Consider the following 26,095-nt stretch of genomic DNA (forward strand, 5'->3'; position numbering starts at 1 on the left):
GACTGAGCAGCCTTGGCAGGGCGGGAGCCCCCTGGCTAGAAAGCTCTTCGTGTTGGACGACAGGGCAGAAAATCCGAGCGTGCCAGCGTCGGCTTCGTCCAAGTTTAGAGACTGCTACAGACCGCTACCCGTTGGTAAGGGGCAGAGACTATAGAGGGATCACCATGGTCAGTGGTGGTTTCCTGAGGGAAATCCCCGTTTGCGGTGCGATAGAACCGCTGGGAGTTTACGAGGGGCAGACTATCGGTAGCCTGTATCTTCGTGCGCCTACTCGTAGGTAGGCATCGCCGATTCGACGAGAGTTGCGTGCAGCTGCAGGCACAGCTTGCGAATCTTGTCGGCTCGTTCCTGCGCCTGAGCCTGGGAGGCTGCGTCGCGGCGTGATGCCAGCGGAGCCACCGCAATTTCCACGAGGGAAATTTCGCGGTCTGCCGCAGACTTGAATGCGCGCAGGTGACGGGGCTGAATGCCGTGCTTGGTCAGTTCTGCACTAACGCGGGCAATCAGCACATCGTAATCGGTGTACTTCACGCCTGAGCCATCTTCGAGCAGCCCAAAGTCAATCAGCTCGCGAATCTGTTCGGGGGTGGTGTTAGCATATCCTGCCAGCTCGCGGAGAGTGTAGGTGCGACCTTCCTGCTCGTTCGGGCCGAGGACGGTGTCTAGCACGTCTTCGCCTACGGTGGCAGGCATGGAGTTCAGTACGCGACCGGTTTCCAGGTCCTCCAGGTGCTGACGGATTACCTTCAGCGGCATGTAGTGGTCGCGCTGCATGGTGAGGACGTAGCGCAGGCGCTCAATATCCGTCTGGGAGTACTTGCGATAACCGGTTTCGGTACGACTGGGGTGCACGAGACCGCGTTCCTCCAGGAAGCGGATTTTGGATGCGCTAATTCCGGGGAACTCCAAATCAAGCTGGCTAAGAACCTGACCAATGGTCCGGCTTTTAACGTCACGCGGGTTACGGTCAGAGTCACCGTTCTCCACGTCCTCTAGTTGGACCTCAGCGTTAGTGAGGTTCTTATCGATGCGTGAGGTCATCTACGTCTTTCGGGTACTTGTTCAGACAATGTCGATACGAGCCGAAATTTGAATGAGTGGCTCGTTCCCCCTGGTGAGGGGGGGTTATCGCAGCGTACCGAACATCTTTGCTTAGTGTTGAGAGTGTGATAGATAAATTTAGTTGTTTATCACAAAATGATAAAGCGCAAACCTTCGAGACAATCTTATAGTTTCACAAGGTATTTTGCTATTCAAATAGCCCTTTTCGGGGGCGTTTTGAACCCAAAAATAATCACGGATTCAGGCACTTTCCAGTAGTGACAGTACCAATTTTAACAAAATTCCACTGTTGTGAACATGCTTTTCCCACATTGGACCGCTTTACAAGGAAAATTTTATCTTCTCTCGGTAGTAGAAGTTTTCATCACATTTAACTTGAAAGAAATTCCCACTTAGGGTTTAGCTATCTTTCAAGCCTCTTCAGCAGGTTTAGACACCCTCAAGAAGAACCTTAAATGCACCCCGCTACTTGCGTTTGTGTGCATTTTAAAAGAAAAACGGCGAGACCAATAGGTCTCGCCGTTTCACCACTACATACCTCTTATCTGAGGCCTATAGAAGGTCTTAGAATCTATCCGACTTAGAGCTTACCTAGCTCAGCCTTGTATGCCTCTGCATCCAGCAGGTTTGCCAGATCATCAGCGTTCTCGGGGCGAATCTCAACAATCCAGCCCTCTCCGTAGGGGTCCGAGTTAACCAGTGCGGGATCATCTTCCAGACCCTCGTTCACTGCAACAATCTCGCCGGCAATAGGAGCGAAAAGATCAGAGACGGACTTGGTGGACTCAATCTCTCCGAAGCTATCCTCAGCAACTACAGAGTCGCCGACAGAGGGAAGATCGACGTAGACGACATCACCCAGTGCATCCTGAGCGTGGTCGGTAATACCAACACGGACAGTGCCCTCAGCGGTGAGAGCGGAAACCCACTCATGCTCAGAAGTGTACGAGAGTTCTGCGGGAACGTTGCTCATAGCAGCGGTGTCCTTTCAGTGTGATTTTGCGTAGCGCGGACTATCCCGCGCACGGTGTCGTTCCGCGTGTGGGATAGCGAAACGTCCTACACCAATTATCACATAAGAAGTAATGCGGGGCATGCCTAAACACTCCCGTACTACTTCTAAGACACTATTTTTCATCTACTATACTGTGCCCACCCCCTCCAACCATTCTCAAGAGCCGAATAGTCCCACTATTTATCAATCACCCCGCCGCGCATACTCTACAAGCCACTCCCCCGATTACCGGGCACCTCCCGTAGGTTATGGAACCTACGGAATGGATACAGCGTATACAAAGGGGTACAGCACAGTGCGTAAAAGGTGCAGGGTACGCAAAAAGGCTCAGGACCCCACACCATAAAGGTGTAGGGCCCTGAGCCTAAGACTAGAGAGCTAAACTCTCACAGCGCCTTAGCGGGAAGAAATGACGCGCTCGGAGAAGCGGTTCGGGTTACCGAAACGGTGTGCGGTAATCGAAACAGCCTGCTCGCGGAGGAAGGGCAGCATCTCGATACGGCCAGCCTCGGTGACGGGTGCGAAATACACTGCAACGTCCGGGCGACCACCCAGTGCCGAGTAGATGGACTTCTCATCGTTACCGATGTAGCGGATACGGGTGCCTTCCAGCGGGGTACCAGCCAGTGCGCGAACCGGGGTCTTAGCGTTCGAAGCCAGGTACTCACGGAACTGAGCGTCCGACTTGACTTCGTACTTGATACCCTTGTTCTCGAGGACACCACGGACGTCGACCGGCAGGTCCTTACCGACGGACAGAGCGACCGGTGCGTTAGCTGCCAGACCGGCGAGCACAACACGCAGGGTCTCTGCTGCGGATGCGGACTCGTCAGCACGAACCAGAACCTGGGTGGGTACGTAGCGCAGAATGTTGCGCTCCACGCCCAGCTTCGAGGGATCGTGACCGAAGCCGAACTCGGTATCCCAAGCGTGTGCGTCAGAGGAGACACCGCGCTTGATGAAGCCGAAGTCCTCACGCTTACCCAGCTCGGAGTTCTCGATGGTGGCCAGGGTCTCGCGGACGGTCACGGACTGGGTGACAGCGGTTGCGGTTGCCTGTGCGGGCTCCCAATCGGACAGAGCAATCAGGTAGCTGGGGCCACCAGCCTTGGTACCGGAACCCACGGTGGACTTCTTCCAACCACCGAAGGGCTGACGCTGAACGATTGCACCGGTAATTGCACGGTTGACGTACAGGTTACCTGCCTGGACCTTGGAGAGCCACAGCTCGAGCTCGTCAGCATCCAGCGAGTGCAGACCTGCGGTCAGGCCGTAATCGGGTGCGTTCTGCAGCTCGATTGCTTCTTCCAGGGTGTCAGCGGTCATGATGCCCAGGATGGGGCCGAAGTACTCAGTCATGTGGTACTCGGAACCGGGCTTGACACCTTCACGAACACCGGGGCTCCACAGGCGGCCCGTCTCGTCCAGTTCCTTCGGCTGGATAAGCCAACGCTCGCCCGGGCCGAGGGTGGTCAGACCGCGCAACAGCTTCTCTTCCGGCTTCTGAACAACGGGGCCCATCTCGGACTCAATGTCCTGCGGGTGTGCTACGTGCAGCGAGCTGACGGAGTCAATCAGCTGACGGCGGAAACGCTCGGACTGTGCCACGGAGCCAACCAGGATAACGGTCGAACCAGCGGAGCACTTCTGACCTGCGTGACCGAATGCCGAGTAAACAACATCCTTGACGGCAAGGTCGATGTCAGCGTTCGGGGTGACAATAATCGAGTTCTTACCCGAGGTCTCACCGAACAGGGGCAGGTCATCACGCCATGAGCGGAAGAGCTCAGCGGTCTCGTAACCACCGGTCAGAATCAGGCGGTCAACCTCGGGGTGCGAGATGAGCAGCTTGCCTGCAGCGCGGTCAACAACCTTGACGAGCTTCAGAACTTCCTTGGGGACGCCTGCATCCCACATGATCTCTGCGATCAGGGCACCGGTACGTGCGGTAATGGTTGCGGGCTTGAAGATGACAGCAGAACCTGCTGCCAGACCAGCCAGAACACCACCGGCGGGGATAGCGGTCGGGAAGTTCCACGGGGGAACAACCAGGGTCAGGTCAACAGACTTGGGCTTTGCGCCGTCGATCTTCTCGAGGTCCTCAGCCAGCATTGCGTAGTAGTATGCGAAGTCAATTGCCTCGGAGACCTCGGTGTCGCCCTGCTCCAGGGTCTTGCCAGCCTCAGCTGCCATAACCTCCAGCAGGTCACCGCGGCGCAGTGCAATAGCCTTACCGACCTTGCGCAGAATCTCTGCACGCTCGTGACCGGAGAGCTTGCCCCAAGCCTTGCCAGCTTCCTCGGTTTCCTTGATCAGCTTCTCAGCCTCAGCCTCGCTGGTCAGCTCGTTAGCCTTGAGGGTGTCGATACCCAGCTTGGTGGTCTTGGAGCGCTCAAGGATTGCGCGGCCCCACTCACGGTTACCAGCCAGTGCGGGGTCGGTGTCGGGGGTGTTCTCGAAACGGCCAGCCGGTACGAAGACGTCGTCCTCATTCTCGGTCAGACGGTTCTGGGTGCGCTTGGATGCGGGAACCTCGTCGGTGACGGAGTTCAGTGCACGCATGAAGCGGTCCTCTTCACGCTTGAAGATGGACTCGTCGGTTGCCAGGTCGAAGATACCGGACATGAAGTTCTCGGAGGATGCGTTCTCCTCGAGACGACGAATCAGGTATGCGATTGCAACGTCGAATTCCTTGGGGTTCACGACGGGCACGTACAGGAGCAGGTGACCAACACGGCGGCGGATAATCTCAGCCTGCTGCTCAGCCATACCGATCAGCATCTCGAACTCGACGCGGTCCTTAACACCGCGGTCCTCGGACAGCAGCAGAGCGAAAGCAACGTCGAAGAGGTTGTGGCCTGCAATACCGAGGCGGACGTTCTTCACGTGCTCGGGGCGCAGTGCATAGTCCAGAACGCGCTTGTAGTTGGTGTCAGCAGCCTGCTTGGTGTCCCAGGTGGTCAGCGGCCAACCGTGCATAACAGCTTCCACGATTTCCATGGAGAGGTTTGCACCCTTCACCAGGCGGACCTTGATGCCTGCGCCGCCAGCAGCAACGCGCTTTGCGGACCATTCCTGCAGGTGCTGCATTGCAGCCAGAGTATCGGGCAGGTATGCCTGGAGCACGATGCCTGCTTCCAGGTCCTTCAGGTGGGGCTGGTCCAGGATCTTGGTGAATACCTCAATGGTGAGGTCCAGATCCTTGTACTCCTCCATGTCCAGGTTGATGAACTTCTTGGGGGAGGTGGATGCAGCCAGCTCATACAGGGGGGTCAGGCGGCGAACAGCGGTCTCAACGACCTCGTCGAATGCCCAGTGCTGGTGGGGTCCGGAAACAGCGGACACCTTGATGGAGACGTAGTCAACGTCGTCACGTGCCAGCAGGCGCTTGGTCTCAGCCAGGCGGTGCTCTGCCTCCTTGTCACCCAGAACTGCTTCACCGAGCAGGTTAACGTTCAGGCGGTTACCGGTCTTGGTCAGCTCTGCGATAGCGTCGCCCAGCTTCTCTTCAGAAGCGTCAACGATCAGGTGACCGACCATCTCGCGCAGCACGCGGCGTGCAACGGGAACGGTGGGCCACGCAACCTTGCCAGCTAGCTTGCCACCGAAGCCAACAGCGGACTTCATGTACCAGGGCAGGAAGGAAGGTGCCAGACCGGAGATGCGGGAGAGGTTGCGGCCGGAGACGTTGTCGTCTTCGGGGCGAATAACGCCATCAACAAAGCCGACGGTGAAGGGAAGACCATTGGGGTCCTTCAGAACACCGGCGAGCTGCTCAGCTGCGAAGGTGGGCTTGATCGACTGGGACTCGTTTACCCACTGACGAACAAGCTGACGAGCTTCCAGAGCCATCTTCTGGTAGTGCTCAGATGCGAAAGGATGGGTCATCCTTGACTCCTAACTATCTTACTGTGTGCGGCGCACACCACGTTTGGCGATGTCTCTATTTCACCACAAAAGGGTAATAAATACCTCATTAGAAAAACTGAATGTTTTTTCCAAAATTCATTTAGATTTTCTTAATGGTTGTGTGGTGAGGTTTTCACCCTGCGCCCCCTCCGAACCTACTGTTCGAAGAGACAAAGGTAAGGTTTGTAGCGACATCGCTATCCATCTCTCTCAGGCTAGCACTTTCAGCGCGCAAATATCGAACTAATTTCGTAACAAACGAACACCTCAAAACCATTCCCAGAGGAGTCTTCACACCCAAGAATCGTCCCATCAACAAGAAAATAATCGCTACACAAGCCAACATGCCATCACCCCACTTCATGCGCCTCAAAAAGAACCGGCCAGAAGCCCGCACGGTACCATAGATAAGGGTCCACGATAAGAGACACACCACGGAAGAGTTCGGAAGCGCAGCCTACCCGAATAACCGAGCGCACCAGGGAGGAAAAACGTGTCAATCTACGACATCCGACGCATGCAAATGCTCCTCGAAATCCAAGAACGCGGCACCGTCATCGCCGCCGCTGAAGCACTCAGTCTCACCCCCTCCGCCGTCTCCCAGCAGATTGCCACCCTCGAAAAAGAAACCGGCACCCCCTTGCTGCAGCGCATCGGCAGGCGCGTACAGCTCACCAGCGCCGGACTCATCATCGTCGACAGCGCCCGAAGCATCCTGCGTGAACTCGACCGCATGCAAACCTCCGTCGCCAACCTCACCGGCGAACCGGCAGGCATGGTCCGCCTCGCCATCTTCCAGTCCGCGGCCTTCGCGCTGCTACCGGAAACTCTCACCTACCTTGCCGAGCATGCCCCCTCGCTCACCCTGCAGGTACTCCAAATCGACCCCGAAACCGGCACCTCCCTGACCCGAAGCCGCGAATACGACATGGTGCTCTCCGAAGCCTACCCGCACCACCACATCCCCGAATACCCCGAACTGCATTCCGAGCTACTCACCGAAGACCCGCTCAGCCTCATCGTGCCCAGTACCTCCACCATCACCTCAATCGAGGAGGCACACGCACTGCCCTGGGTCCTCGAAATGGAGCAGAACACCTCCCGCAGCTGGGCACTCAACCAGTGCCGCACCGCAGGATTCGAGCCGGTCATCCGCTACAGCGCCAACGACATGATCACGAACTCCAACCTCGTCAAGGCAGGATTCGCCGTCACCATCGTGCCCGGTTTCATCCTTTCCTCTCTTTCCACCACCGAGGGACTACGCATCGTAGAGCTCCCCGGTAAACCCTCCCGCAAAATCTTTACCGCGGTACGCCGAGAGTCCGCCGCCAACCCCGCCATTGCCATGGTGCGTCAAGCGCTACACCACGCCGTGCAGGTGGCATTCAGTGAACACAACAAGACCGAAACCGCATAGGAAAAATTGGTTGCCGCCCATCTCGATAAGCCGACCAACGCAAAGGTCGGGGCCGTTCCCACAAACGGCCTCGACCTTTCAATATGTCTTTTTCAACAGGCGCCTATATGTAGAGCTATAAAAGCACGCAACAGTGGAGCCACTCCACCCCCCCCCGTGCACATCCGTCACGGGGCCAGCTCAACTGCTAGTTCAGCGAAGCAACCACAGTCCGGCTCTGCACCTCGTAGCACGAAGAGGACAAACCAGCCGCCGTCATATCCAGCACAGCGCTCAGATGAACCTGCTTCAACGCAGAACCGGTAACACCCGAAGCCACCTGATAATTCAGCTGAATATCCAGACGATGACCGCGAGGAATAGGGGTACTCAACTCCAGAACATTCTCGTCGCCAGTACCAGCCTGACCGGTCTGCGCGCAACAGCGCAGCGCATCAAGATTCAGAGCATCCACAGGAGCCACCAAAGCCGAAGCGCGGCAACGCTCACAGGTGTACATCAGGCCATCAGCGGAGCAATAGCGAATAACAGCCGAAGAGTACACATCATTACGGTCCCAAATCTTACGTAGGCCGCGGTCAGTCATATCCCAACGCTCCATACCGGGAGCAAAAAGCGTGTTCTCAGGAACCGACGGACCGGCACGGCACCCTCCGGGTACCTCGGGTAGGGGTAGCCGTAGGTGCTCACACCAACCATCGTGTTACCCCCACCCATATGGAATTCTCAGTGCCAGAGGTACCGGTAGTAAACAGGCCGGCGCTACCGACCTTCACGCCATTATCGGTGCAGTTTTTGACGATACTAAACGGCGCCTTGAAACATTGTTCAGGCGGCAATTGAGAGGTTCACATAGAAAGCTCTCAGCGCTACCCTTTCAGATTCAAGGTACCTTTTTAGCCCATAACCACGGACCCTCATTCCCGCGGCGATTATTTTTAGCTACTTCTCCATGAGCGCCTTTGCCAACGCATCATCAAGAACCAAATCAGTAATCGCGCCGGTACGCAAGGCACCACGCAAAGCACGCACACGGTGAGTACCGGACGCAACGCAAATACGACGCGGAATACGAGCCAGCTCCTTCGGAGTCGGACCGGATGCACGCTTATTCAGCTCCAAATCAGCCCAAGAGCCGTCCTCACGCAAAAGAATCGTGCACATATCCCCCACAACACCCAGCTCCCGCAAGTGACGCTGCTCCTGCGCCTCAAAATAACCACCCGAATACACGTGAGACGGAATAGGGCCGCCAAAAGCACCCACACCAAAAATGGCGAGGTCAACATTGTGCTGGGCATGCAGGTTCTTCTGCACGCTACGCTCACGCCACATGGCGGTCTTGGTGTCCGCATAGTCAAAGAACGCAGGAACCGGGAAGTGAATCGTGTGCGCATCGTAAGCGTTCACCAGATGCCCCAGCAGAGAACCCAGGTACGGAATACCGGAATGGTGGGCGTTACCCGCGCCGTTCAGCTGAACCACAGTCACACCGGTAAGCGGGCGGCGAGGTAGGTGGCGAGAAATCTCAGTCATGGTTGAACCCCACGCCACACCCAGACTCGTTCCGTTGTCAACCAGGGAATCAAGTAGCGCCGCCGCAGTGCGAGATACCTGGCTCATGCGGGCAATGGGGGTTGCATCGGGTCGCACATTCACGAGGGTGACACGCACCTTATAGCGCTCACCAATACGTCGCTCCAGCTCACTACGGGTACGGAAGGACTCGTCCAGACGAATCTGCACCATTCCGCTCTCGCGAGCGCTTTTAAGCAGGCGTGAGACAGTGGCGCGCGAAACCCCTAGACGGGCCGCGATAGCGTCCATTGTCATGTTGTGGATGTAGTAAAGCTGCGCCGCTTCATAGGTGTGATTAGTGCGTTCGTTCATTGACTACAGACCCCTAGTGAAAATCCGTTCATGCTACTTGGTTATTATTTCACCATTGGGTTTTACTAAATGCAAGATGAAACCCCATGCCGCACACGCGGCACGAGCAGAAAGAGCACTACATGAGCTCCCAACACTTTGCACAGCAGTCTCAGCTGACTGCCGAATCCCGCACCCAGGCACTCAAGAGCATGGTCAATGAAGAACTTGACATCCTGGTTGTAGGTGGCGGCATTACCGGCGCAGGCATTGCTCTCGACGCAGCGACCCGCGGTCTGCGCACCGGCATCGTCGAAGCAGGTGACTGGGCTGCAGGCACCAGCGCATGGTCCTCCAAGCTCGTCCACGGTGGTCTACGTTACCTCTACAACCTCGACTTCAAGCTCGTGACTGAAGCACTGACCGAGCGTGGCCTGCTGCTGAACAAGATTGCACCCCACCTGGTGCACGCACAGCCCTTCCTATGGCCGCTGAAGATGCCTGTCATTGAGCGTGCATACTCGGCAATCGGCATCGGCATGTACGACACCCTCGCATTCCTCGGCTCCCGCGGCAACAAGGGCGTCCCCTCCCAGCGTCACTTCTCCAAGACCGGCACCAAGACCGTCTTCCCCGACATCAAGGACTCCGCGTTCAGCGGCGCAATCCAGTTCTACGATGCACGTGTTGACGACGCACGCCTCGTCATCGACGTCATCCGCACCGCTGCAGGCTACGGTGCACTGGCTGCATCCCGCACCCAGGTTGTCGGCTTCACCAAGGACGCATCCGGCCGCGTCATCGGCGCAGAGCTGGCCGATCTGGAGACCGGCGAGCGCCTGAACGTCCGTGCAAAGCACGTCATCAACGCAACCGGCGTGTGGACCGAAGAGTCCGAGTCCCTGGCTAACCCCAATGCTGGCCTGGAGGTTCTGGCTTCCAAGGGTATCCACATCGTTGTTCCCCGTGACCGTATCAACGCAACCAGCGGTATCTTCACCAAGACCGAGAAATCCGTTCTCTTCATCATTCCCTGGCAGCGTTACTGGATTATCGGCACCACCGACACCCCCTACGCCGAGGACCGCGAGCGCCCCGTCGCAACCAGTAAGGACATCGACTACGTCCTGATGCAGGCTAACAAGCTGATCGCTAACCCGCTGACTCGCGAGGATATCATCGGCACCTACACCGGTCTGCGCCCGCTACTGCAGCCCAAGGTCAAGGACGGCGCAGCATCCACCAAGGTTTCCCGCGAGCACACCGTGACCGAGGTTGCACCCGGCATGAGCGCAATCGCAGGCGGCAAGCTCACCACCTACCGTGTCATGGCTGCAGACGCTGTCGACTTCGCACTGGGTGAGCAGGCTAAGCAGAACCCCTCCGTGACCGCAACTATCGGTCTGGTCGGTGCAGACGGCTACCACGCAATCGCTGCTAACCGTGCACGCTACGCAGAGCGTTACGGCTGGGATGAGGACCGCATCACCCACCTGCTGGAGCGTTACGGCGCACAGATTGAGGACCTCGGCGCTCTCATCGACGCTGACCCCTCCCTCGGCACTCCCCTGGCTAAGGCACCCCAGTTCCTGCGTGCAGACGTCGTCTTCGCTATCCGCTACGAAGGTGCCCTACACCTGGAGGACGTTCTGGTCCGCCGTGTACGCCTCGACCTCGAGCAGCGTGACCGCGGCCTGGCGGCAGCAGACGAGATCCTCGACATCATGCGTGCCGAGCTCGGCTGGGATGACAAGAAGGTCAAGGAAGAACTCAACCTCTACGCAGCACGCGTTGCAGCAATGCGCGAGGCAGAGTCCACCTCCACTGACGCTGAAGCGTCAGCAAAGATTGAGGCTGTTACCCCCGTGGCACCTCGCGTGAAGCTCTAATCCTTAGAGATTCCATCTACCTTTCGCAACCGATTATTTGGTACGGACCTTAGGTTCGCTCCTCACCGGTTATGGGCTATCTCATACTTGCCGGTGAGGGGTGGACGGACGGTTAAATAACCATTTACGATAATCCCCTGCACAAGAAGCAGAGTGCTAAATACGGGCTTAGCCCACAGGGCAATCTGCTTCTCACCCAGACATTCAACCAACATTTTTCGTGGCAACCGCTACACATTTCAGCACAGCGTTGTGCCCAAAAACCGCATTGCGGGGAGGAAGGCACAGGAACAAACAAGCATCGGCTCGCTTGCCTTCCAGACGCTTCGTCTTCAAGGAGCATCAATGTCTCTTCTTGCATCCGTAGGAACTGTACTTGTAGCCGGTTCACCCGCACTCGTGGATGCATCCGGTGCCCCCACCCCCCTTGGAATCTTCGCTTCCGAATTCTTCGGCACCTTCATCCTGATTCTGCTCGGTGCCGGCGTATGTGCCGCAGTGACCCTCAAGAAGTCCTACGCTAAGGACGCAGGCTGGGTCGTTATCACCTTCGGCTGGGGTCTGGCAGTGTTCACCGCCGTGTACCTCTCCTTCCTCTCCGGTGCACACCTGAACCCCGCAGTGACCGCAGGCCTGGCAACCGCTGGCCGCGATCTGGCAGCCGGAGTTCCCGCAACCGCAGGCAACATCGCTCTGTACATCGTCGCTCAGATGCTCGGTGCAATGGCCGGCGCAACCGGTGCGTACCTCACCTACAAGAAGCACTTCGATGAGGACCCGGGCGACCGCCTCGGCATCTTCTCCACTGGCCCCGCCATCAAGTCCTACGGCTGGAACGTGATCACCGAGGTCTTCGGTACCTTCGTCTTGATTGGCTGGATCATCGCATCCGGTAAGACCCCTAGCGAGCTCGGCCCCCTGGCTGTTGCCCTGGTAGTTGTTTCTATCGGTATGAGCCTCGGTGGCGCAACCGGTTACGCTATCAACCCTGCTCGTGACCTCGGCCCCCGTATCGCCTACACTCTGCTTCCCATTCCCGGTAAGACCGGTTCCAACTGGTCTTACGCATGGGTTCCGGTTGTTGGCCCGATCATCGGCGCTATCCTCGCTGGCCTGATCATTCCAGCAGTTCTGCCCCTCTAAACCTCTCAAAAACCCCGTCGTTTTAGTTCTAAGGAAAAATCAATGACGACTTCTCTGCACTCCGCGACCCTCGACACCAAGCGCAAGTACATCCTCTCCATCGACCAGGGCACCACCAGCTCCCGCGCGATCCTGTTCAACAAGGCAGGCGAGAACGTAGCGCACGGTCAGCTCGAGCACGAGCAGATCTTCCCCAAGGCAGGCTGGGTCGAGCACGACGCAACCGAGATTTGGCATAACGTCCGTAAGGTTGTAGCAACCGCAATGGCAAACGGCGAAGTCAACCACCACGAAATCGCTGCAGTCGGCATCACCAACCAGCGTGAAACCACCGTCGTGTGGGACAAAAACACCGGTGAGCCCGTCTACAACGCAATCGTCTGGCAGGACACCCGCACCCAGGAAATCGTTGAAGAGCTCGCAGGCGAAGAGGGCGTTGGCAAGTACCACGACATCGTCGGCCTGAACCTCTCTACCTACTTCTCCGGCCCCAAGATCAAGTGGATCCTGGACAATGTTGAAGGCGCACGCGAGCGCGCAGAGCGCGGCGACCTGCTCTTCGGCAACACCGACACCTGGCTGGTCTGGAACCTGACCGGTGGTGTTGAGGGCGGCGTTCACGTCACCGACGTAACCAACGCATCCCGTACCCTGCTAATGAACATCCGCACCCTCGAATGGGATCCGCAGATCGCTGCAGACATGGGCATCCCCATGAGCATGCTGCCCGAAATCAAGTCCTCCTCCGAGGTGTACGGCTTCGGCCGCGCAACCGGCCTGCTCGCAGGCACCCCCATTGCGGGTATCCTGGGCGACCAGCAGGCTGCAACCTTCGGCCAGGCTTGCTTCGAGAAGGGCATGGCGAAGAACACCTACGGTACCGGTAACTTCATGCTCATGAACACCGGCAACGAGCCTGTCTTCTCCAACAACGGTCTGCTGACCACCGTCGCCTACAAGATTGGCGACGCAGCTCCCGTCTACGCTCTGGAAGGCTCGGTTGCAATGAGCGGCTCCCTGATCCAGTGGCTGCGCGACAACCTGCGCATGATTGAGCACGCTGCAGAGTCTGAGGAACTGGCTACCTCCGTCAAGGATTCCGGTGGCTGCTACGTTGTTCCCGCATTCTCCGGCCTGTTCGCACCTCACTGGCGTTCCGACGCTCGTGGCGTCATCGTTGGCCTGACCCGCTACGTGAACCGTGCACACATCGTGCGTGCGGCACTGGAAGCAACCGCATTCCAGACCCGCGAGGTTCTGGACGCAATGAACGCTGACTCCGGTGTTAAGCTCTCCGAGCTGCGCGTGGACGGCGGCATGACCGCTAACGAGTTCCTCATGCAATTCCAGGCTGACATCCTCGGTGTCCCTGTGATCCGCCCGAAGGTTGTTGAGACCACCGCTCTGGGCGCAGCATACGCTGCAGGTATCGCTGTTGGTTTCTGGGCCGGGGAGCAGGACGTTGTGGACAACTGGGTTGAGGACAAGCGCTGGCTGCCCTCCATGGAACCCGCAGAGGTTGACCGCCAGTACCGCCTCTGGAAGAAGGCTGTCTCGCGCACCCTCGAGTGGGTCGACGAGGACGTTCCGACCGCCTAATCGCAGCACCGTTGCCTGACGGCACGGCCCGCGTACTAACGAAGCCCCGGCTGTTTCTCCCCCGCTATGGGGTTGAAGCAGCCGTGGCTTTTTGCGGCAGTTCTTACTGTAAAAAGCACTCATTTCATGCTTCTTGTTGAGATAACAATTCATCTGTTATGTGGGATTGCTCTTATGGCGTATATACGCCTTTTATCTCTATTTCACGCGCCATATCATAGATATATAGGCTTATTGATTCTATTCTGGCCGCCGCAGATGGTGGTTGGTTACGCCTCTAGCACCTACTGGTGTGCATGAGACCAGAGCATACGCTCCCGGAAAGAGGAAGCGGGTTATCCCGCACCGATTATGGTTGATGTCCGTCTCCGCAGGCATGCAATTATTGCTATGAACATTTCAATTCTTGCTGCTGCTCTTTCCTGGTTGTTGGTGCTCTTCTCTATCCTGTATTCAGCCGCCGCTGTGCCGTGGGCTCTGGGTATTGCTATCGTACTGACCGTAATTGGTGCCTACGCGCTGTACCGCGACTACTCCAAGTACTCGCATGTGCTCCCGAACGAGGACCCGGATGCGCACGATGTACTCGGCCACGACCTGCACTCAACCCGGCTGCCGCATCTGCACCACACGGGGGCAACACTGACGGAGTAGTTGCTAAGTAGCGGGCTTCTTTTCCCCTAGACAATATAAAATGTGCCGCCTCACCGGTGTCAGTGAGGCGGCACATTTATATTAAATCGTGGTTCAGAGCCCGGTTCTGCAACCATTTCTCAACAGGTTGAACCAGTACTTTGACGTGCTTCGGCTCTGGCTAGTTCTGCCTTTGTGTTCTCATGGACTACAAAAGCGTTATATTTCCAGCTGGGGGTCGTTCAACAAGCCATCCTACCCAGAAGGAGCACCACTGTAATGAGAACAATAGGAATCAGGTAGATAAGGGCTCTCGGGTCGCGAGTGTGGTCTGAGGTGCTCAGCGCTGTGAGCTCCCACAGCAGAAGGATTGGTACCACTATGGAAGGCATCACTATAAAGTGGAGAAGCCGGAGTATTGAATTGCGATGTATCGGTGTGTACTTCACAGAATGCCAGCTCTTCGGGCTCAATCAAAATTGCCGGGCATCCTGAAATATTTCAACGACGGTGCGTATACATCTCATACATAGTGGTCAGTTATAGAAAAAACCAGCTGCGGGTACGGTACGGAGGTGCCCCTCCCCTATGATGGTTGAAAGGAATATTTGCACCTAATACCATCTGCAGTACACGCCCACGAGCCAATGAGGAAGAGCATGACCAAAGCGACCGATTCGCCGCAGCCACCGGAAGCACTTACGCGCTGGTACACTCGCTACCCGAGCCCCGTCGGCTTGCTCTATATTGCTGCCCGAGCGAACGCGATTGTTGGCATCTGGTACGAGGATCAGGCGCATTTTCCGCTCCCCCATGAGCTTGGTGGACTGGTTGAGAATCCCGGGGCTTACCTGCGGGACCACGGCACGCCGGAAGATGATGAGCCTGCCGGCGAGTATGCGGCGGCGCAGCTTCTTGAGTTGGCTACGGTGCAGCTGTCTGAGTACTTTGCGCGCAAGCGCACTTCTTTTACACTGCCGTTAGATCCTGAGGGTACCGATTTTCAGCTGATTGTGTGGGAGCATTTGAAGACTGTTCCTGCCGGGTACACCACCACTTACGGCGATATTTCGCGTGCGGTTGGTCCCGGCGCTCCGGCACAGGCTGTGGGTCAGGCGGTCGGCCGTAATAAGGTTTCTATTATGATTCCGTGCCACCGTGTTATTGGTGCTGACGGTAGCTTGACCGGCTACGCTGGCGGGGTTGAGCGTAAGCAGTTCCTCCTTGACTTGGAGGAGCCGGAAGAGGTGCGGGAGGCGCGGCTCTTCTAGCGCCTACAGACGAGGCTGTTCGGGTCTTTTCAGCTAAGCCTTTGAGCCTCTGGCGCGAAGGTGTGCCCGGGCAGAGAAAAGCCGCGTGGTACTTCGTAGAAGTAACACGCGGCTTCTATACGTTGAGAGGTTCCAATCTGAATTAAATCGTCGCAAAGAGGAAAATTAGCGCCAGCAGCGGCGGGGTCAGCTGAATCAGCGCCGGCTTGCGCTTATCCGGGGAGGTGAGGAACAGGTAGGCACCGGCAACCGCCATGGAGCCCAGGCCTGCGAATAGGAGCGCCACGCCCACCTGCGGGGAGCCGAACCAGAATGCGAGCAGACCGGTTGCGGCAATCCAGGCGAGCATCAGGTTGTACAGGCCCTGGTTTGCAGCCATTTCCTTGGTGGACTCGGCAAACTCTTCGGTCATTCCGAAGGTTTCGCGGCCTCTAGGCTTAGTCCAGAGGAACGACTCGATAATCCAGATGTACACATGAATAGCGATTGCTACAAAGGCAAAAACGGTGGTGACCGTTGCGAGCGTCTGCATTGTTTCTCCTTGAGTAGTAGGTCATCTGTTAGCTGTGTGGCTCACCAACAGGTCAGCCGGCAACACACGAGTAGCAGCCGGATAGCCTCTCCTATCTACGTATCCGGCGTGTGGGAACAAACACTAATTCTACTCCAGCCCCGTGGATTATCCGCATCGTATGACGTTGGATACCGCAGATAGGTTGAACGCTCGTCACAACAAGACATCGCAACGAGCGTTCAACACATCTGTTTGGTTCTTCCCCCAATAAGGAAAGCAACTAGGCGAAAACAGCTAGTGCACGATAAGCGTGAGCATATACGTCCAAATGCACAGCAACACCAGCAAGAAGAGGCTGTACTTGATTGCCATAGAGGTAACCTTCGATTCCTGACCCGCCTCATTAACAGCGGCAACCGCCACCGCAATCGACTGCGGGGAGACGATCTTACCCATCACGCCACCGGAAGTATTGGCAGCCACTAGCATCGCTGGATCCACACCAATCTGGTGCGCAGTGCTTGCCTGCAGCCCCGCAAAGAGCACATTGTTGTTGGTCACCGAACCGGTCACAAACACACCAATCCAGCCAATGATGGGCGAGAAGAGCGGGAAGAGCGCACCAGCCGTAGCCACTGCCAAAGCAATAGACGAGGTCATACCTGCATAGTTCATGAGGTTTGCAACAGACATCACCAGGCAAATCATATAAATGGGCTTCTTCAGCTGTTGCCACGCACCGTTGAGCTCCTCAAGAGCCGCACGCGCAGTAATCTTCGAGGTCACGGCCGAGAGCAGAGCAGCAACCAGAATAGCTGTACCGGCAGCACCCAGAATATTCCAATTGAAGACCGCGTGAATAGCCAAACCTTCACCGTCACCAATCTGGTGGTGTATACCGGGCACATGGAAACTCAAATTCATAAAGCCCAGCGGTCCGTCAACATCAAAGACAGGGTGCAGTACAGTAGACCAGAGCAAAATGGTGATGGAGAGGAATATAAAGGGGCTCCAGGCATCCGCGATTTCACGCAGGCTGTACGTCGGTTCTTCTTGCTCTGACAGCTCCTCCAGCGTGGGGGCAGTGGGTTCACGGTAGATAGTCTTCGGCTGCCAGAAACGCATAACAACGGCCAGGAATACTAAGCCAACCAGCGGAGGCAAAATACCAATCAGCTCAGGGGTTTGCAAAACCCACAGCATGATGCTCTGCAGACCAGAAATCACGATACCGGTAGCTAGAGCCACCAGACCAACTTCGCGGATACCGCGCAGGCCATCCTGAATAGCGACCACGAGAACAGGTACTAGCGCTGCAAAAATCTGTAGAACCCACACCATCTGATTGGATAGATGGCCCAAATCTACGTTACCAATAGCAGCACCAGTGGTGACGGGGATACCGACCGCACCGTATGCGCCCACGGTGGCGTTAGCAACCAGTGAAAGCATCGCAGCTTTGAGCGGGTTGAAGCCTAGGGCAGCAAGTAACGCCACGGAAATAGCAATCGGAATGCCGAAGCCCGCCGCACCCTCAATGAAGCCGGCAAAGCAGAGAGCGATGAGTAGCACCTGGATACGCTGATCGGCAGAGATAGATGAGACAGAGGCCCTCACGATGGCAAATTTTCCACTACGTACCGCGATGCGGTAGAGCCACACTGCCATGAGCACAATCCATGCAATAGGCCAGAGCGCTGAGAGGAATCCGTAGAGAATGGACCCGGCTGCTGCCGTCCACGGCAAGTGGAAGACTCCCATTGCAATAGCCAGGGTAAGGACCAGGGTAATCAGCGCTGATTTAATACCGCTGAGCTTGAAAACCGTGAGACAGAGCAGAAAAAGAATTATAGGGGATACCGCGACAAGTGCAGAAAGTACTGAGGCGTTAAGGGGATCGTAGGTTTGCGACCACATGAGAGTAGTTTGTCCTTCCCCGCAGCAGGGTGTACCTACAGCGGTTTGGATGCCGCTGTAGGGTGCGTCCGCCTGCCCTATGGGGTAGCACGAGGCGTAGCCTCACGACGCCTCTATCGCTAAGAATCTCTGAACGTGAAAGGCGTAGCAACATCATGAATATATGTTGGAGCCTTGGCTGAAGGCAGGAGCGCGGGAAGGATGTTTCCACGGTGCGGGGCGTTGGTTCTCTCGTTGGAGGCCTAGAAGCTAAAAATCCTTAAGCTCGTGCTCTCACCTACGGCGCCAATGCCCGCTGGAAATTTTATCACTACACTTTATGAATCTTTTATCCTGCATTGAGTGTTTTTACAGTGTGAAACGACAGTTAAGAGTCATTATGATGCACTCCCTATCGGCACCAGCAGCTGTCCTGATATTCCCACTTCTAGCACTATTTCAAGCCGATAAGTTACATATTGGTGCATAATGCGAAAGCCCCCTCCTACCGAAGTAGAAGGGGGCTTTTGGTAAACCGCCTCGCGGGTACCTCACCTTTCAGAGAAGGTAGGTGACGCGCATCGGAGCTTTACGCTGTTTAGGAAACAACCAAGGACAGGACGTAAACCCAAACACAGGTGATAGCCAGCAGAGCGGCACTGTACTTGATCGCCATGGAGGTAATCTTGGATTCCTCGCCGGTGCTGTTCACAGCAGCGGCTGCAATTGCGATGGACTGCGGGGAAACAATCTTCGCCATCACACCACCGGCGGTGTTAGATGCAACCAGCAGGGTCTGACTGACGCCAATCTGCTGTGCGGTGGTAGCCTGCAGGCCAGCGAAGAGGATGTTGTTGTTCACCACCGAACCGGTCACGAACACGCCAATCCAACCGATAATCGGGGACAGCAGCGGGAAGATTGCGCCCACAGCGGCAACAGCCAGTGCGATGGAGGTAATCATACCCGCGTAGTTCATGACGTTAGCAACGGACATGACCAGGCAGATCATGAGGATCGGGGTCTGCAGCTGCTTCCAGGTGCCGCCGAGTTCCTCGATAGCCTCACCCCAGCTGATGGAGGAGGTCAGGATGGTGATGATTGCAGCGACCAGAATTGCGGTACCGGAAGCACCAATGATGTTCCAGGTGAAGACCGCGTCAAATGCCTTGGGGGTAGGAACAATCGGTGCCGTCTGCTGGATGCTCTGGTGCACCCACGGAATGTTGAAGCTCAAGTTACTGAAGGCGAGCAGACCACCCTTAGCGAAGAGCGGCTTCATCACGGTGGACCAGAGCAGAATCACGACGGACAGGTAGATGAAGGGGCTCCATGCCTTGAGGATTTCGCTACCGGTGTGCTTGACGCTCTGCTGAGCCTCAACTTCCTCCAGGGAGGGAGCGGTGGGCTCGCGGAAGATGTGCTTGGGCTGCCACTTCTGCATGATGAGTGCCAGAGCAACGAGGGCCAGCAGCGGCGGGATGATGTCGACAAGCTCGGGGTTACCGAGGCCTGCGAGCAGAACGGACTGTCCGCCGGAGTAAATCACGCCGACCATGAGAGCTACCAGACCGACCTCGCGGATACCGCGCAGACCGTCCTGAATAGCGACGAGCAGTACGGGGATGAGAGCCGCCATGATCTGGAGTACCAGGATCATTTCGATGGACAGTGCGTGCAGGTCCACGCCACCGCGGGTTGCTGCGGTGGTCACGGGGATACCGATAGCGCCGTATGCACCGGAGCTCACGTTAGCGATCAGTGCGAACATTGCGGCCTTGAGCGGGTTGAAGCCCAGGGACACAAGCAGTGCAGCACAGATAGCGATCGGAATACCGAAGCCTGCAGCGCCTTCAAGGAAGCCACCGAAGCAGAATGCGATCAGCAGCATCTGGATGCGCTGGTCGGTAGAGATGGAGGAGATGGAGGAGCGAACAATTTCGAAGCCGCCCGAACGCACGGAAATGCGGTAGAGCCACACTGCCATGAGAACAATCCAGCCGATGGGCCACATGCCCGAGAGGAAACCGTGGAGGATGGAGCCTGCACCTGCGGTGACGGGCATTCCGAAGATAGCGCAACCGATGAGGAGAGCTAGGACGAGGGAGATAACGGCAGATTTAATACCGCTGAGCTTCAGGACGGTGAGGCCCAGAAGGAAGAAAATAATCGGGACTGCTGCCACGAGTGCCGAGAGCGCGCTCGAGTTCAGCGGGTCGTAGACTTGCTGCCACATGATGTTTTGTGTTCCTTTCCGCGCCCATGAAGGACGGGATTGTGTTGTGCCGTAAAGCCTGCCCAATGGTGCGCGTAGCCATGTGTATGCCGCATGCTTCAGGTATATTTTCTCGTTGCTTTATGCGTTGGGGAGGCTACCCCACGGGAATATTTACCTTTACTTGGGTTCGTGTTGATTTTACGACTATGAAATTTGGTGTGCTTGAAGCTGTGTTTTAGTCATAGAAACCTAATTATTCCTTGATTTATCAAGGAAAAAATCAGTACCAAAGTCGACGCTTCTGATTCCTAAAACACAGTTCCTCGATTACAAATGTACCACTCGTCCCCCACAAATTCGGTCATATTCCAACATTTAAATCGAAGCTCATAATTGCACGCTAACCTAAACTCTACTACCCCGCGCCATCTCTACATCCATCCTTCACATCCACTGAAGATTCAAGAAACCATTGAATTGATATATAGACACCAAAACAACAGACAACACAAAAAGCTCCGGAAGGAAAAACCTTCCGGAGCTTTATCTGTCGGGTTGACAGGATTTGAACCTGCGACCCCTTGACCCCCAGTCAAGTGCGCTACCAAGCTGCGCCACAACCCGATTCGTTATTCACGATATTATTTTCAAGGTTTCCCTCGAACACTCGAATAACTATACCGGGCTTTCAACCCCCACGCAAGCCAGAATCCCCGTTTTTAGAAAAAATCTTAAAAATCTTTTTCGCGCAGATTTTCTGCACAGAATCCAGCGCGTGGGGGCCGAGCCCCGCAACACAGCATCAAGCAGATATGTCCCGCTACTAGCGGCGGCTGCCCTTGCCCTTCTTAGCCTTCGCGCTCTGACGCTCACCCAGAGAGCGGCGCTCACGCACACGCATCGAAATCTCAATCGGAGTACCCGTGAAATCAAAAGTCTCACGCAGACGACGCATAATGAAGCGGCGGTAGCCCGGATCCAAGAAACCGGTAGTAAACAGCACGAACTTCGGCGGACGCGAAGATACCTGAGTACCAAAAAGAATACGCGGCTGCTTACCGCCACGCAGCGGGTGCGGATGCGCGGCCACAATCTCGCCCAGGAACGCGTTCAGACGACCGGTCGGAATGCGCGAATCCCACGACTCCAGCGAGTACTCCAGAGCGGGAACCAATTTGTCCTTGTGCCAGCCGGTCTTCGCCGAAATGTTCACGCGAGGTGCCCACTGCACGTGCGCCAGGTCGCGCTCAATCTCTCGCTCGAGCATGTCGCGGCGATCCTCATCGAGGGTATCCCACTTATTGAATGCCAGAACCATCGCACGGCCCGAATCAATCACAGTCTGTACGATACGCACATCCTGCTCAGAGATCGGCTCGGAAACATCCAGCAGCACCACGGCAACCTCAGAACGTTCCAGAGCAGTCTGAGTACGCAGCGAAGAGTAGAACTCCGCGCCCTTAGCCATGTGCTGACGACGGCGAATGCCCGCGGTATCCACAAAACGCCAGGGGTAGCCGCCCAGCTCAATAATCTCATCAATCGGGTCACGAGTCGTACCAGCCAGGTCGTTCACCACGGCACGCTCAGAACCAGCCAACTTGTTCAGCAGCGACGACTTACCCACGTTCGGGCGACCCACCAGAGCCACACGACGCGGGCCGCCCAGCGCCTCCGGCTGAGCAAACTGCGAGTGCTCCGGCATGACCTCAAGAATCTCGTCCAGAGCATCCGCCAGGCCACGGCCGTGCAGACCCGACACCGGGAACGGCTGACCCATACCCAGCGACCAGAGGTTATAAATCTCCGGCTCCAAGTGAGCGTCATCAATCTTGTTAGCAATCAGAATGATCGGCTTCTTCACACGGCGCAGCATACGCACAATCTGCTCGTCCGAAGCAGTCACACCCACGCGGGCATCCACCACAAGGACCACAACATCGGCCTGCTCCACAGCAATCTCAGCCTGCTCAGCCACCTGAGCATCAATACCGCGGGCGTCAGACTCCCAACCACCGGTATCAACCAGGGTGAAGCTCTTACCCAGCCACTCGGCTTTATAGGACACGCGGTCACGAGTCACACCCGGCTTATCCTCAACCACCGCTTCACGGCGGCCCAGAATACGGTTAATAATGGTCGACTTACCCACATTCGGGCGGCCAACAATCGCCACTACCGGATCAGCGAGCTGCTCTTCTTCTTCCTCAATGTCGAAGCCCCAGGCACCCAGCAGGGCGCGGTCCTCTTCATCCAGGTCATAGTCCTCAAGACCTTCAAGCAGAGCCTGAGCACGCTGTTCAGCGGTCTCATCATCAATCTCAGCGAGGCGCTCGGTAACGTCGTCCTCGCCACCGCCCAGGTACTTATCTTCGTAATCGTCGCGGATAGCGTCCTCAGCCATGCGCATTCCTTTCTCTACCCGCCCCCGCGCCCAACCCAATGGTCAGCGCGCGAGCGCGGCTCAACGTCTTCTCAGGAGCGGATACGCCACTCCCCCAGCGTTTCGGCGGGCCTAACCCGCGCGCTTCGCCTTCAACTGGTCATTCACAGCGTTAATCACTGCAGAGACCGTCGCATTAAAATCAAGATCCGAGCTGTCCACCCGGGTCACGCCTTCGGCAGCTTCCATAAAGTTATTGACCTTCGAATCCTTCGCATCACGCTCAGCGATCTGCTTGCTCAAGTCACCCGAAGCGCCGGACTTCTCCGCGTTTTCCAGGCCGCGGCGCGCCATGCGCACCTCTTCAGAAGCAGTCAGCAGGATGCGCGCATCAGCGTCGGGCGCGACCACGGTGGTGATGTCACGGCCCTCAGCGACCATGCCGTTAATAGCGTGGTCAATCATCCAACGCTGCAGGCCAATCAGGTGCTCACGAACCGCCGGAACCGAAGCCACAGCAGAAACGGCCGAAGAAATGCGCTCGCTACGAATCTCCTCACGGATATCGGTCAAGCCCATCAGAATCTCTTCTTCCTTAATGTTCGTACCGAACACCAGGGGCATCTCTTCGACAGCCTTCGCTATCGCCTCAGTGTCGTTCAGGTCAATGCCAAGTTCCAGCACACGGTAGGTTGCGGCACGGTACATTGCACCGGTGTCCAGGTACGCCAGACCAAAGTGGCGTGCAACTTCCTTAGACACAGACGACTTACCGGAACCGGAGGGACCGTCAATAGCAATCGTCAGTTTAGGGTTCTCGTGCATCAGCACTCCTTCAAATTCGTCTCAAACTTTATGCCGGAAAATATAGCTTTAACTCTACTTCACAACACGCCAACCGCGAGCCGACAAATCGCGGACCAACGCCTCATGAATAGACGGATTGACCGAGATTTCAGCCATACCCACCGGGGCGCCCGTCGAGTGCTCCAGACGCAAATCCTCAAGGTTCGCGCCCAGCTCACCAATCTCGGCAAGCAAACGAGCCAGCGTGCCGGGGGTGTCATCTACCAGCACCGTCATCTTTGCGAACGCGGCGGGGGCCGTACCGTGCTTACCCGGAATACGGTTAACGCCCGCGTTGCCTTCGCTCATCAGCTGCGCCAAATCCAGGCGAGCACCGGAGGCCGTCGGGTTCTCCAGCGTTGCGATGAGGCGATTCAGGTCATCACGCACCCCGTAGAGGGTCTTCACAATCGGGTCAGCGTTTGCTGCAAAAATCTGTACCCACAGCGTCGGGTCCGAAGCCGCAATACGCACCGTATCGCGCAAACCCTGACCCGCCAGGGACAGCGCATACAGCGGAGTGTCCTGCAGACGCGAAGCCAGAAGCGAACTCATCGCCTGCGGTACATGAGAGATCAGAGCAACCGTCTGATCATGCTCCTCAATGCTCAGAGAAGTCACAATCGCGCCCAGCTCAACCGCCACAGAACGCACCAGACGCACACACTCGGGACGAACCGAATCGTGCTCGCAGATAATCCACGGACGCGCTTGGAACAGCTCACCGCGTGCAGCCACCGGGCCGGACTTCTCACGCCCAGCCATCGGATGCGAACCCACATAACGGGACGCATCCGCACCCGAGGCAAGCACATCAGCTAGCGGTTGCACCTTCACGGAGGCAACATCCGTCACCACGGCGCCTGGGTATCCTACCTCCGGCCGAGGTGCATAGGTGTTCAGCGCGCGAGCGCACACGGCACCGGCACTATCCGGAGGCGCAGCCACCACCACCAGCTGCGGGGCGAGGGAGGCACGCTCCTGCTCCGACAGGGTGGAGAAGCTTGTACCAGCACCGATATCCTGCGCCACAGCCTCGGCGGTGGGTGAAATATCTTGGACGTACACGTCCTCGCATCCTTCCGCGCGCAATCCCAAACCAATGGAGGCGCCCAGCAGACCCGAGCCGATAATGAGTACCGGCCCGGTCAGCGTTGAGTCCATGTGCAGCTCAGATGCGGAAAGCTCAGCGGGCGAGCTCATGACAACTCCTTAGCGTTATTACATATCCACCGAAGCGAGCAGATGACCAATCTCGACCTTGGAGAGGTTACGGACAGTGCCCTGCTTCTGCGAACCAATACGGATCGGCCCCATCTCAACGCGAACCAGGCGCTCAACCGGGTATCCGACAGCGTCGAAGAGGCGGCGCACAATACGGTTCTTACCGGAGTGGATGGTCACCTCAACGAGCACATGGCCGGGGGTAGAATCCACCAGCTTAAACTCGTCCACACGAGTCACGCCGTCTTCCAGGCGAATGCCCTTCTTCATGGCTGCGCCGACACCGGGCTCCATCGGGCCGGGAACCTGCACCAGGTAGGTCTTGGGCACCTCGTAGGAGGGGTGGGTGAGTCGGTTCGCCAGTTCACCGTCGTTGGTCAGCAGCAGCAGACCCTCAGTTTCAACATCCAGGCGGCCCACGTGGAACACACGCTCGCTCATGGAGGAACGCAGGAAGTCAGAGATGCAGGGGCGGCCCTCGGGGTCTTCCATGGTGGAGACCACGCCGGCGGGCTTGTTGAATGCCATGTAGACGAGCTTGTCGTTGGTTTGAACGGTCATGCCGTCCACCTGCACAGTCACCTTGGAGGGGTCCACGCGTACACCCAGCTCGGTCACGACCTCACCGTTGACGGTGACGCGACCTTCAGTAATCATTTCTTCGCAGACGCGACGGGATGCCACACCGGCCTGAGCCAGCAGCTTCTGCAGGCGCACACCGTCGTGGTCGTAGAACTCGTAGTGGTCTACCGGGGCGTTACGTGGGCGGCGGGGACGGTGAGGGCCAGCGTAGTTGCTGACGCGGTATTCACCGCGCTCGTTCGCGAAGGCTTCGCCGGAGCGGTAGGGGCGGCCCGGTGCGCGGCGTTCGCGCTTGGGCAGTTCGGTGCCGCGGCCTCGGCCGGAACCTGCGCGGCCTGCGCCGAACTTCTTCTCGCCGAAGCCCTTTGCGCCGCCCTTACCAGCGCCGCTCTTCGGTGCGCCGGGACGACCGCCGCGTGCGGATGCACCCTTAGCGCCGGGCTTACCACCCTGACCGGGACGACCGGCGCTGGGACGGCCACCGCGGGAGCTCTGGGGGCGACCGGATGCAGAGCGGCCGCCGCGGGAGGAGTTTCCATATGCCATGGTATTCTTCTCTTTTCTATCGTTGTAGTATTTGTTAGTCTTTGTGCCCCAGCACCGAATGTGTGGTGTTTATATC

Annotated in this window: 18 protein-coding genes and 1 tRNA gene; 6 read left to right on the top strand and 13 right to left on the bottom strand. The window is 57.1% G+C overall.

Annotated elements, in window-relative coordinates:
• Positions 1-267: 267 nt before the first annotated feature.
• The 3 genes from ftsR to QFX07_RS05975 form a co-directional block, all read right to left on the bottom strand.
• Positions 268-1,041: a transcriptional regulator FtsR gene (ftsR, locus tag QFX07_RS05965; RefSeq protein ID WP_279754688.1), complete on the bottom strand. Its 774-nt coding sequence runs from the start codon at positions 1,039-1,041 to the stop codon at positions 268-270.
• A gap of 601 nt (positions 1,042-1,642) precedes the next feature.
• On the bottom strand, positions 1,643-2,035 hold the full coding sequence (gene gcvH / locus QFX07_RS05970) for a glycine cleavage system protein GcvH (RefSeq protein ID WP_279754690.1): 393 nt from the start codon (positions 2,033-2,035) through the stop codon (positions 1,643-1,645).
• A gap of 438 nt (positions 2,036-2,473) precedes the next feature.
• The gene (locus tag QFX07_RS05975; protein WP_279740416.1) at positions 2,474-5,965 is read right to left on the bottom strand and encodes a bifunctional proline dehydrogenase/L-glutamate gamma-semialdehyde dehydrogenase; all 3,492 of its coding nucleotides are present in this window, start codon (positions 5,963-5,965) and stop codon (positions 2,474-2,476) included.
• Between the two features lie 514 nt (positions 5,966-6,479).
• Between QFX07_RS05975 and QFX07_RS05980 the strand changes: the two genes are divergently transcribed.
• A complete protein-coding gene (locus QFX07_RS05980; RefSeq protein WP_279740414.1) occupies positions 6,480-7,406 on the top strand; it encodes a LysR family transcriptional regulator in 927 nt (308 codons plus the stop codon).
• A 187-nt stretch (positions 7,407-7,593) separates the two neighbouring features.
• Here QFX07_RS05980 and QFX07_RS05985 read toward each other — a convergent pair whose 3' ends face one another.
• Positions 7,594-7,992 (bottom strand): hypothetical protein, encoded by a 399-nt coding sequence (locus tag QFX07_RS05985; RefSeq protein WP_279740413.1) that lies wholly within the window; start codon positions 7,990-7,992, stop codon positions 7,594-7,596.
• A 356-nt stretch (positions 7,993-8,348) separates the two neighbouring features.
• Positions 8,349-9,296, bottom strand: coding sequence for a sugar-binding transcriptional regulator (locus tag QFX07_RS05990; RefSeq protein WP_279754692.1), 948 nt, complete (start codon positions 9,294-9,296; stop codon positions 8,349-8,351).
• Between the two features lie 122 nt (positions 9,297-9,418).
• Between QFX07_RS05990 and QFX07_RS05995 the strand changes: the two genes are divergently transcribed.
• The 5 genes from QFX07_RS05995 (at position 9,419) to QFX07_RS06015 (ending at position 15,810) form a co-directional block, all read left to right on the top strand.
• Positions 9,419-11,164 carry a glycerol-3-phosphate dehydrogenase/oxidase gene (locus QFX07_RS05995; RefSeq protein ID WP_279740409.1) on the top strand — a complete coding sequence of 582 codons (1,746 nt, stop codon included), beginning with the start codon at positions 9,419-9,421 and terminating at the stop codon, positions 11,162-11,164.
• A gap of 345 nt (positions 11,165-11,509) precedes the next feature.
• Positions 11,510-12,307 (top strand): MIP/aquaporin family protein, encoded by a 798-nt coding sequence (locus QFX07_RS06000; protein WP_279754694.1) that lies wholly within the window; start codon positions 11,510-11,512, stop codon positions 12,305-12,307.
• 42 nt (positions 12,308-12,349) lie between these two features.
• Positions 12,350-13,906, top strand: a complete 1,557-nt coding sequence (glpK, locus tag QFX07_RS06005) for a glycerol kinase GlpK (protein ID WP_279754695.1) — start codon at positions 12,350-12,352, stop codon at positions 13,904-13,906.
• A gap of 390 nt (positions 13,907-14,296) precedes the next feature.
• The gene (locus QFX07_RS06010) at positions 14,297-14,560 is read left to right on the top strand and encodes an N-acyl-D-glutamate deacylase (RefSeq protein ID WP_279754697.1); all 264 of its coding nucleotides are present in this window, start codon (positions 14,297-14,299) and stop codon (positions 14,558-14,560) included.
• 638 nt (positions 14,561-15,198) lie between these two features.
• A complete protein-coding gene (locus QFX07_RS06015) occupies positions 15,199-15,810 on the top strand; it encodes a methylated-DNA--[protein]-cysteine S-methyltransferase (RefSeq protein ID WP_279754698.1) in 612 nt (203 codons plus the stop codon).
• Between the two features lie 142 nt (positions 15,811-15,952).
• Here the strand turns inward: QFX07_RS06015 and QFX07_RS06020 are convergent, their stop codons facing one another.
• The 8 genes from QFX07_RS06020 to QFX07_RS06055 form a co-directional block, all read right to left on the bottom strand.
• Entirely contained in the window at positions 15,953-16,342 is a 390-nt protein-coding gene (locus QFX07_RS06020; RefSeq protein ID WP_279754699.1) for a DUF1304 domain-containing protein, read from the bottom strand.
• Positions 16,343-16,618: 276 nt separating this feature from the next.
• Complete coding sequence (locus QFX07_RS06025) at positions 16,619-18,241, bottom strand: L-lactate permease (protein WP_279740398.1); 1,623 nt, start codon at positions 18,239-18,241, stop codon at positions 16,619-16,621.
• Between the two features lie 577 nt (positions 18,242-18,818).
• A complete protein-coding gene (locus QFX07_RS06030; protein WP_279754701.1) occupies positions 18,819-20,456 on the bottom strand; it encodes an L-lactate permease in 1,638 nt (545 codons plus the stop codon).
• Positions 20,457-20,988: 532 nt separating this feature from the next.
• A tRNA-Pro gene (locus QFX07_RS06035) sits at positions 20,989-21,062 on the bottom strand.
• 199 nt (positions 21,063-21,261) lie between these two features.
• Positions 21,262-22,842 carry a ribosome biogenesis GTPase Der gene (der, locus tag QFX07_RS06040; RefSeq protein WP_279754703.1) on the bottom strand — a complete coding sequence of 527 codons (1,581 nt, stop codon included), beginning with the start codon at positions 22,840-22,842 and terminating at the stop codon, positions 21,262-21,264.
• A 111-nt stretch (positions 22,843-22,953) separates the two neighbouring features.
• Positions 22,954-23,646, bottom strand: a complete 693-nt coding sequence (cmk, locus tag QFX07_RS06045) for a (d)CMP kinase (RefSeq protein ID WP_279740393.1) — start codon at positions 23,644-23,646, stop codon at positions 22,954-22,956.
• Positions 23,647-23,700: 54 nt separating this feature from the next.
• Positions 23,701-24,870, bottom strand: a complete 1,170-nt coding sequence (locus QFX07_RS06050; RefSeq protein ID WP_279740391.1) for a prephenate dehydrogenase — start codon at positions 24,868-24,870, stop codon at positions 23,701-23,703.
• Positions 24,871-24,888: 18 nt separating this feature from the next.
• Positions 24,889-26,019, bottom strand: a complete 1,131-nt coding sequence (locus tag QFX07_RS06055; RefSeq protein WP_279740390.1) for a pseudouridine synthase — start codon at positions 26,017-26,019, stop codon at positions 24,889-24,891.
• Between the last annotated feature and the right edge of the window lie 76 nt (positions 26,020-26,095).

This window comes from Rothia similimucilaginosa (assembly GCF_029850985.2).
GTDB lineage: Bacteria > Actinomycetota > Actinomycetes > Actinomycetales > Micrococcaceae > Rothia.

Bases quoted from the DNA above. Each gene is read 5' to 3' on its own strand.
- cmk (WP_279740393.1), bottom strand. From the start codon at position 23,646: ATGCACGAGAACCCTAAACTGACGATTGCTATTGACGGTCCCTCCGGT.
- QFX07_RS06055 (WP_279740390.1), bottom strand. From the start codon at position 26,019: ATGGCATATGGAAACTCCTCCCGCGGCGGCCGCTCTGCATCCGGTCGC.
- QFX07_RS05985 (WP_279740413.1), bottom strand. From the start codon at position 7,992: ATGACTGACCGCGGCCTACGTAAGATTTGGGACCGTAATGATGTGTAC.
- QFX07_RS06025 (WP_279740398.1), bottom strand. From the start codon at position 18,241: ATGTGGTCGCAAACCTACGATCCCCTTAACGCCTCAGTACTTTCTGCA.
- gcvH (WP_279754690.1), bottom strand. From the start codon at position 2,035: ATGAGCAACGTTCCCGCAGAACTCTCGTACACTTCTGAGCATGAGTGG.
- QFX07_RS05995 (WP_279740409.1), top strand. From the start codon at position 9,419: ATGAGCTCCCAACACTTTGCACAGCAGTCTCAGCTGACTGCCGAATCC.
- QFX07_RS06015 (WP_279754698.1), top strand. From the start codon at position 15,199: ATGACCAAAGCGACCGATTCGCCGCAGCCACCGGAAGCACTTACGCGC.
- QFX07_RS06010 (WP_279754697.1), top strand. From the start codon at position 14,297: ATGAACATTTCAATTCTTGCTGCTGCTCTTTCCTGGTTGTTGGTGCTC.
- ftsR (WP_279754688.1), bottom strand. From the start codon at position 1,041: ATGACCTCACGCATCGATAAGAACCTCACTAACGCTGAGGTCCAACTA.
- QFX07_RS05975 (WP_279740416.1), bottom strand. From the start codon at position 5,965: ATGACCCATCCTTTCGCATCTGAGCACTACCAGAAGATGGCTCTGGAA.
- glpK (WP_279754695.1), top strand. From the start codon at position 12,350: ATGACGACTTCTCTGCACTCCGCGACCCTCGACACCAAGCGCAAGTAC.
- QFX07_RS06020 (WP_279754699.1), bottom strand. From the start codon at position 16,342: ATGCAGACGCTCGCAACGGTCACCACCGTTTTTGCCTTTGTAGCAATC.
- der (WP_279754703.1), bottom strand. From the start codon at position 22,842: ATGGCTGAGGACGCTATCCGCGACGATTACGAAGATAAGTACCTGGGC.
- QFX07_RS06000 (WP_279754694.1), top strand. From the start codon at position 11,510: ATGTCTCTTCTTGCATCCGTAGGAACTGTACTTGTAGCCGGTTCACCC.
- QFX07_RS06030 (WP_279754701.1), bottom strand. From the start codon at position 20,456: ATGTGGCAGCAAGTCTACGACCCGCTGAACTCGAGCGCGCTCTCGGCA.
- QFX07_RS05990 (WP_279754692.1), bottom strand. From the start codon at position 9,296: ATGAACGAACGCACTAATCACACCTATGAAGCGGCGCAGCTTTACTAC.
- QFX07_RS06050 (WP_279740391.1), bottom strand. From the start codon at position 24,870: ATGAGCTCGCCCGCTGAGCTTTCCGCATCTGAGCTGCACATGGACTCA.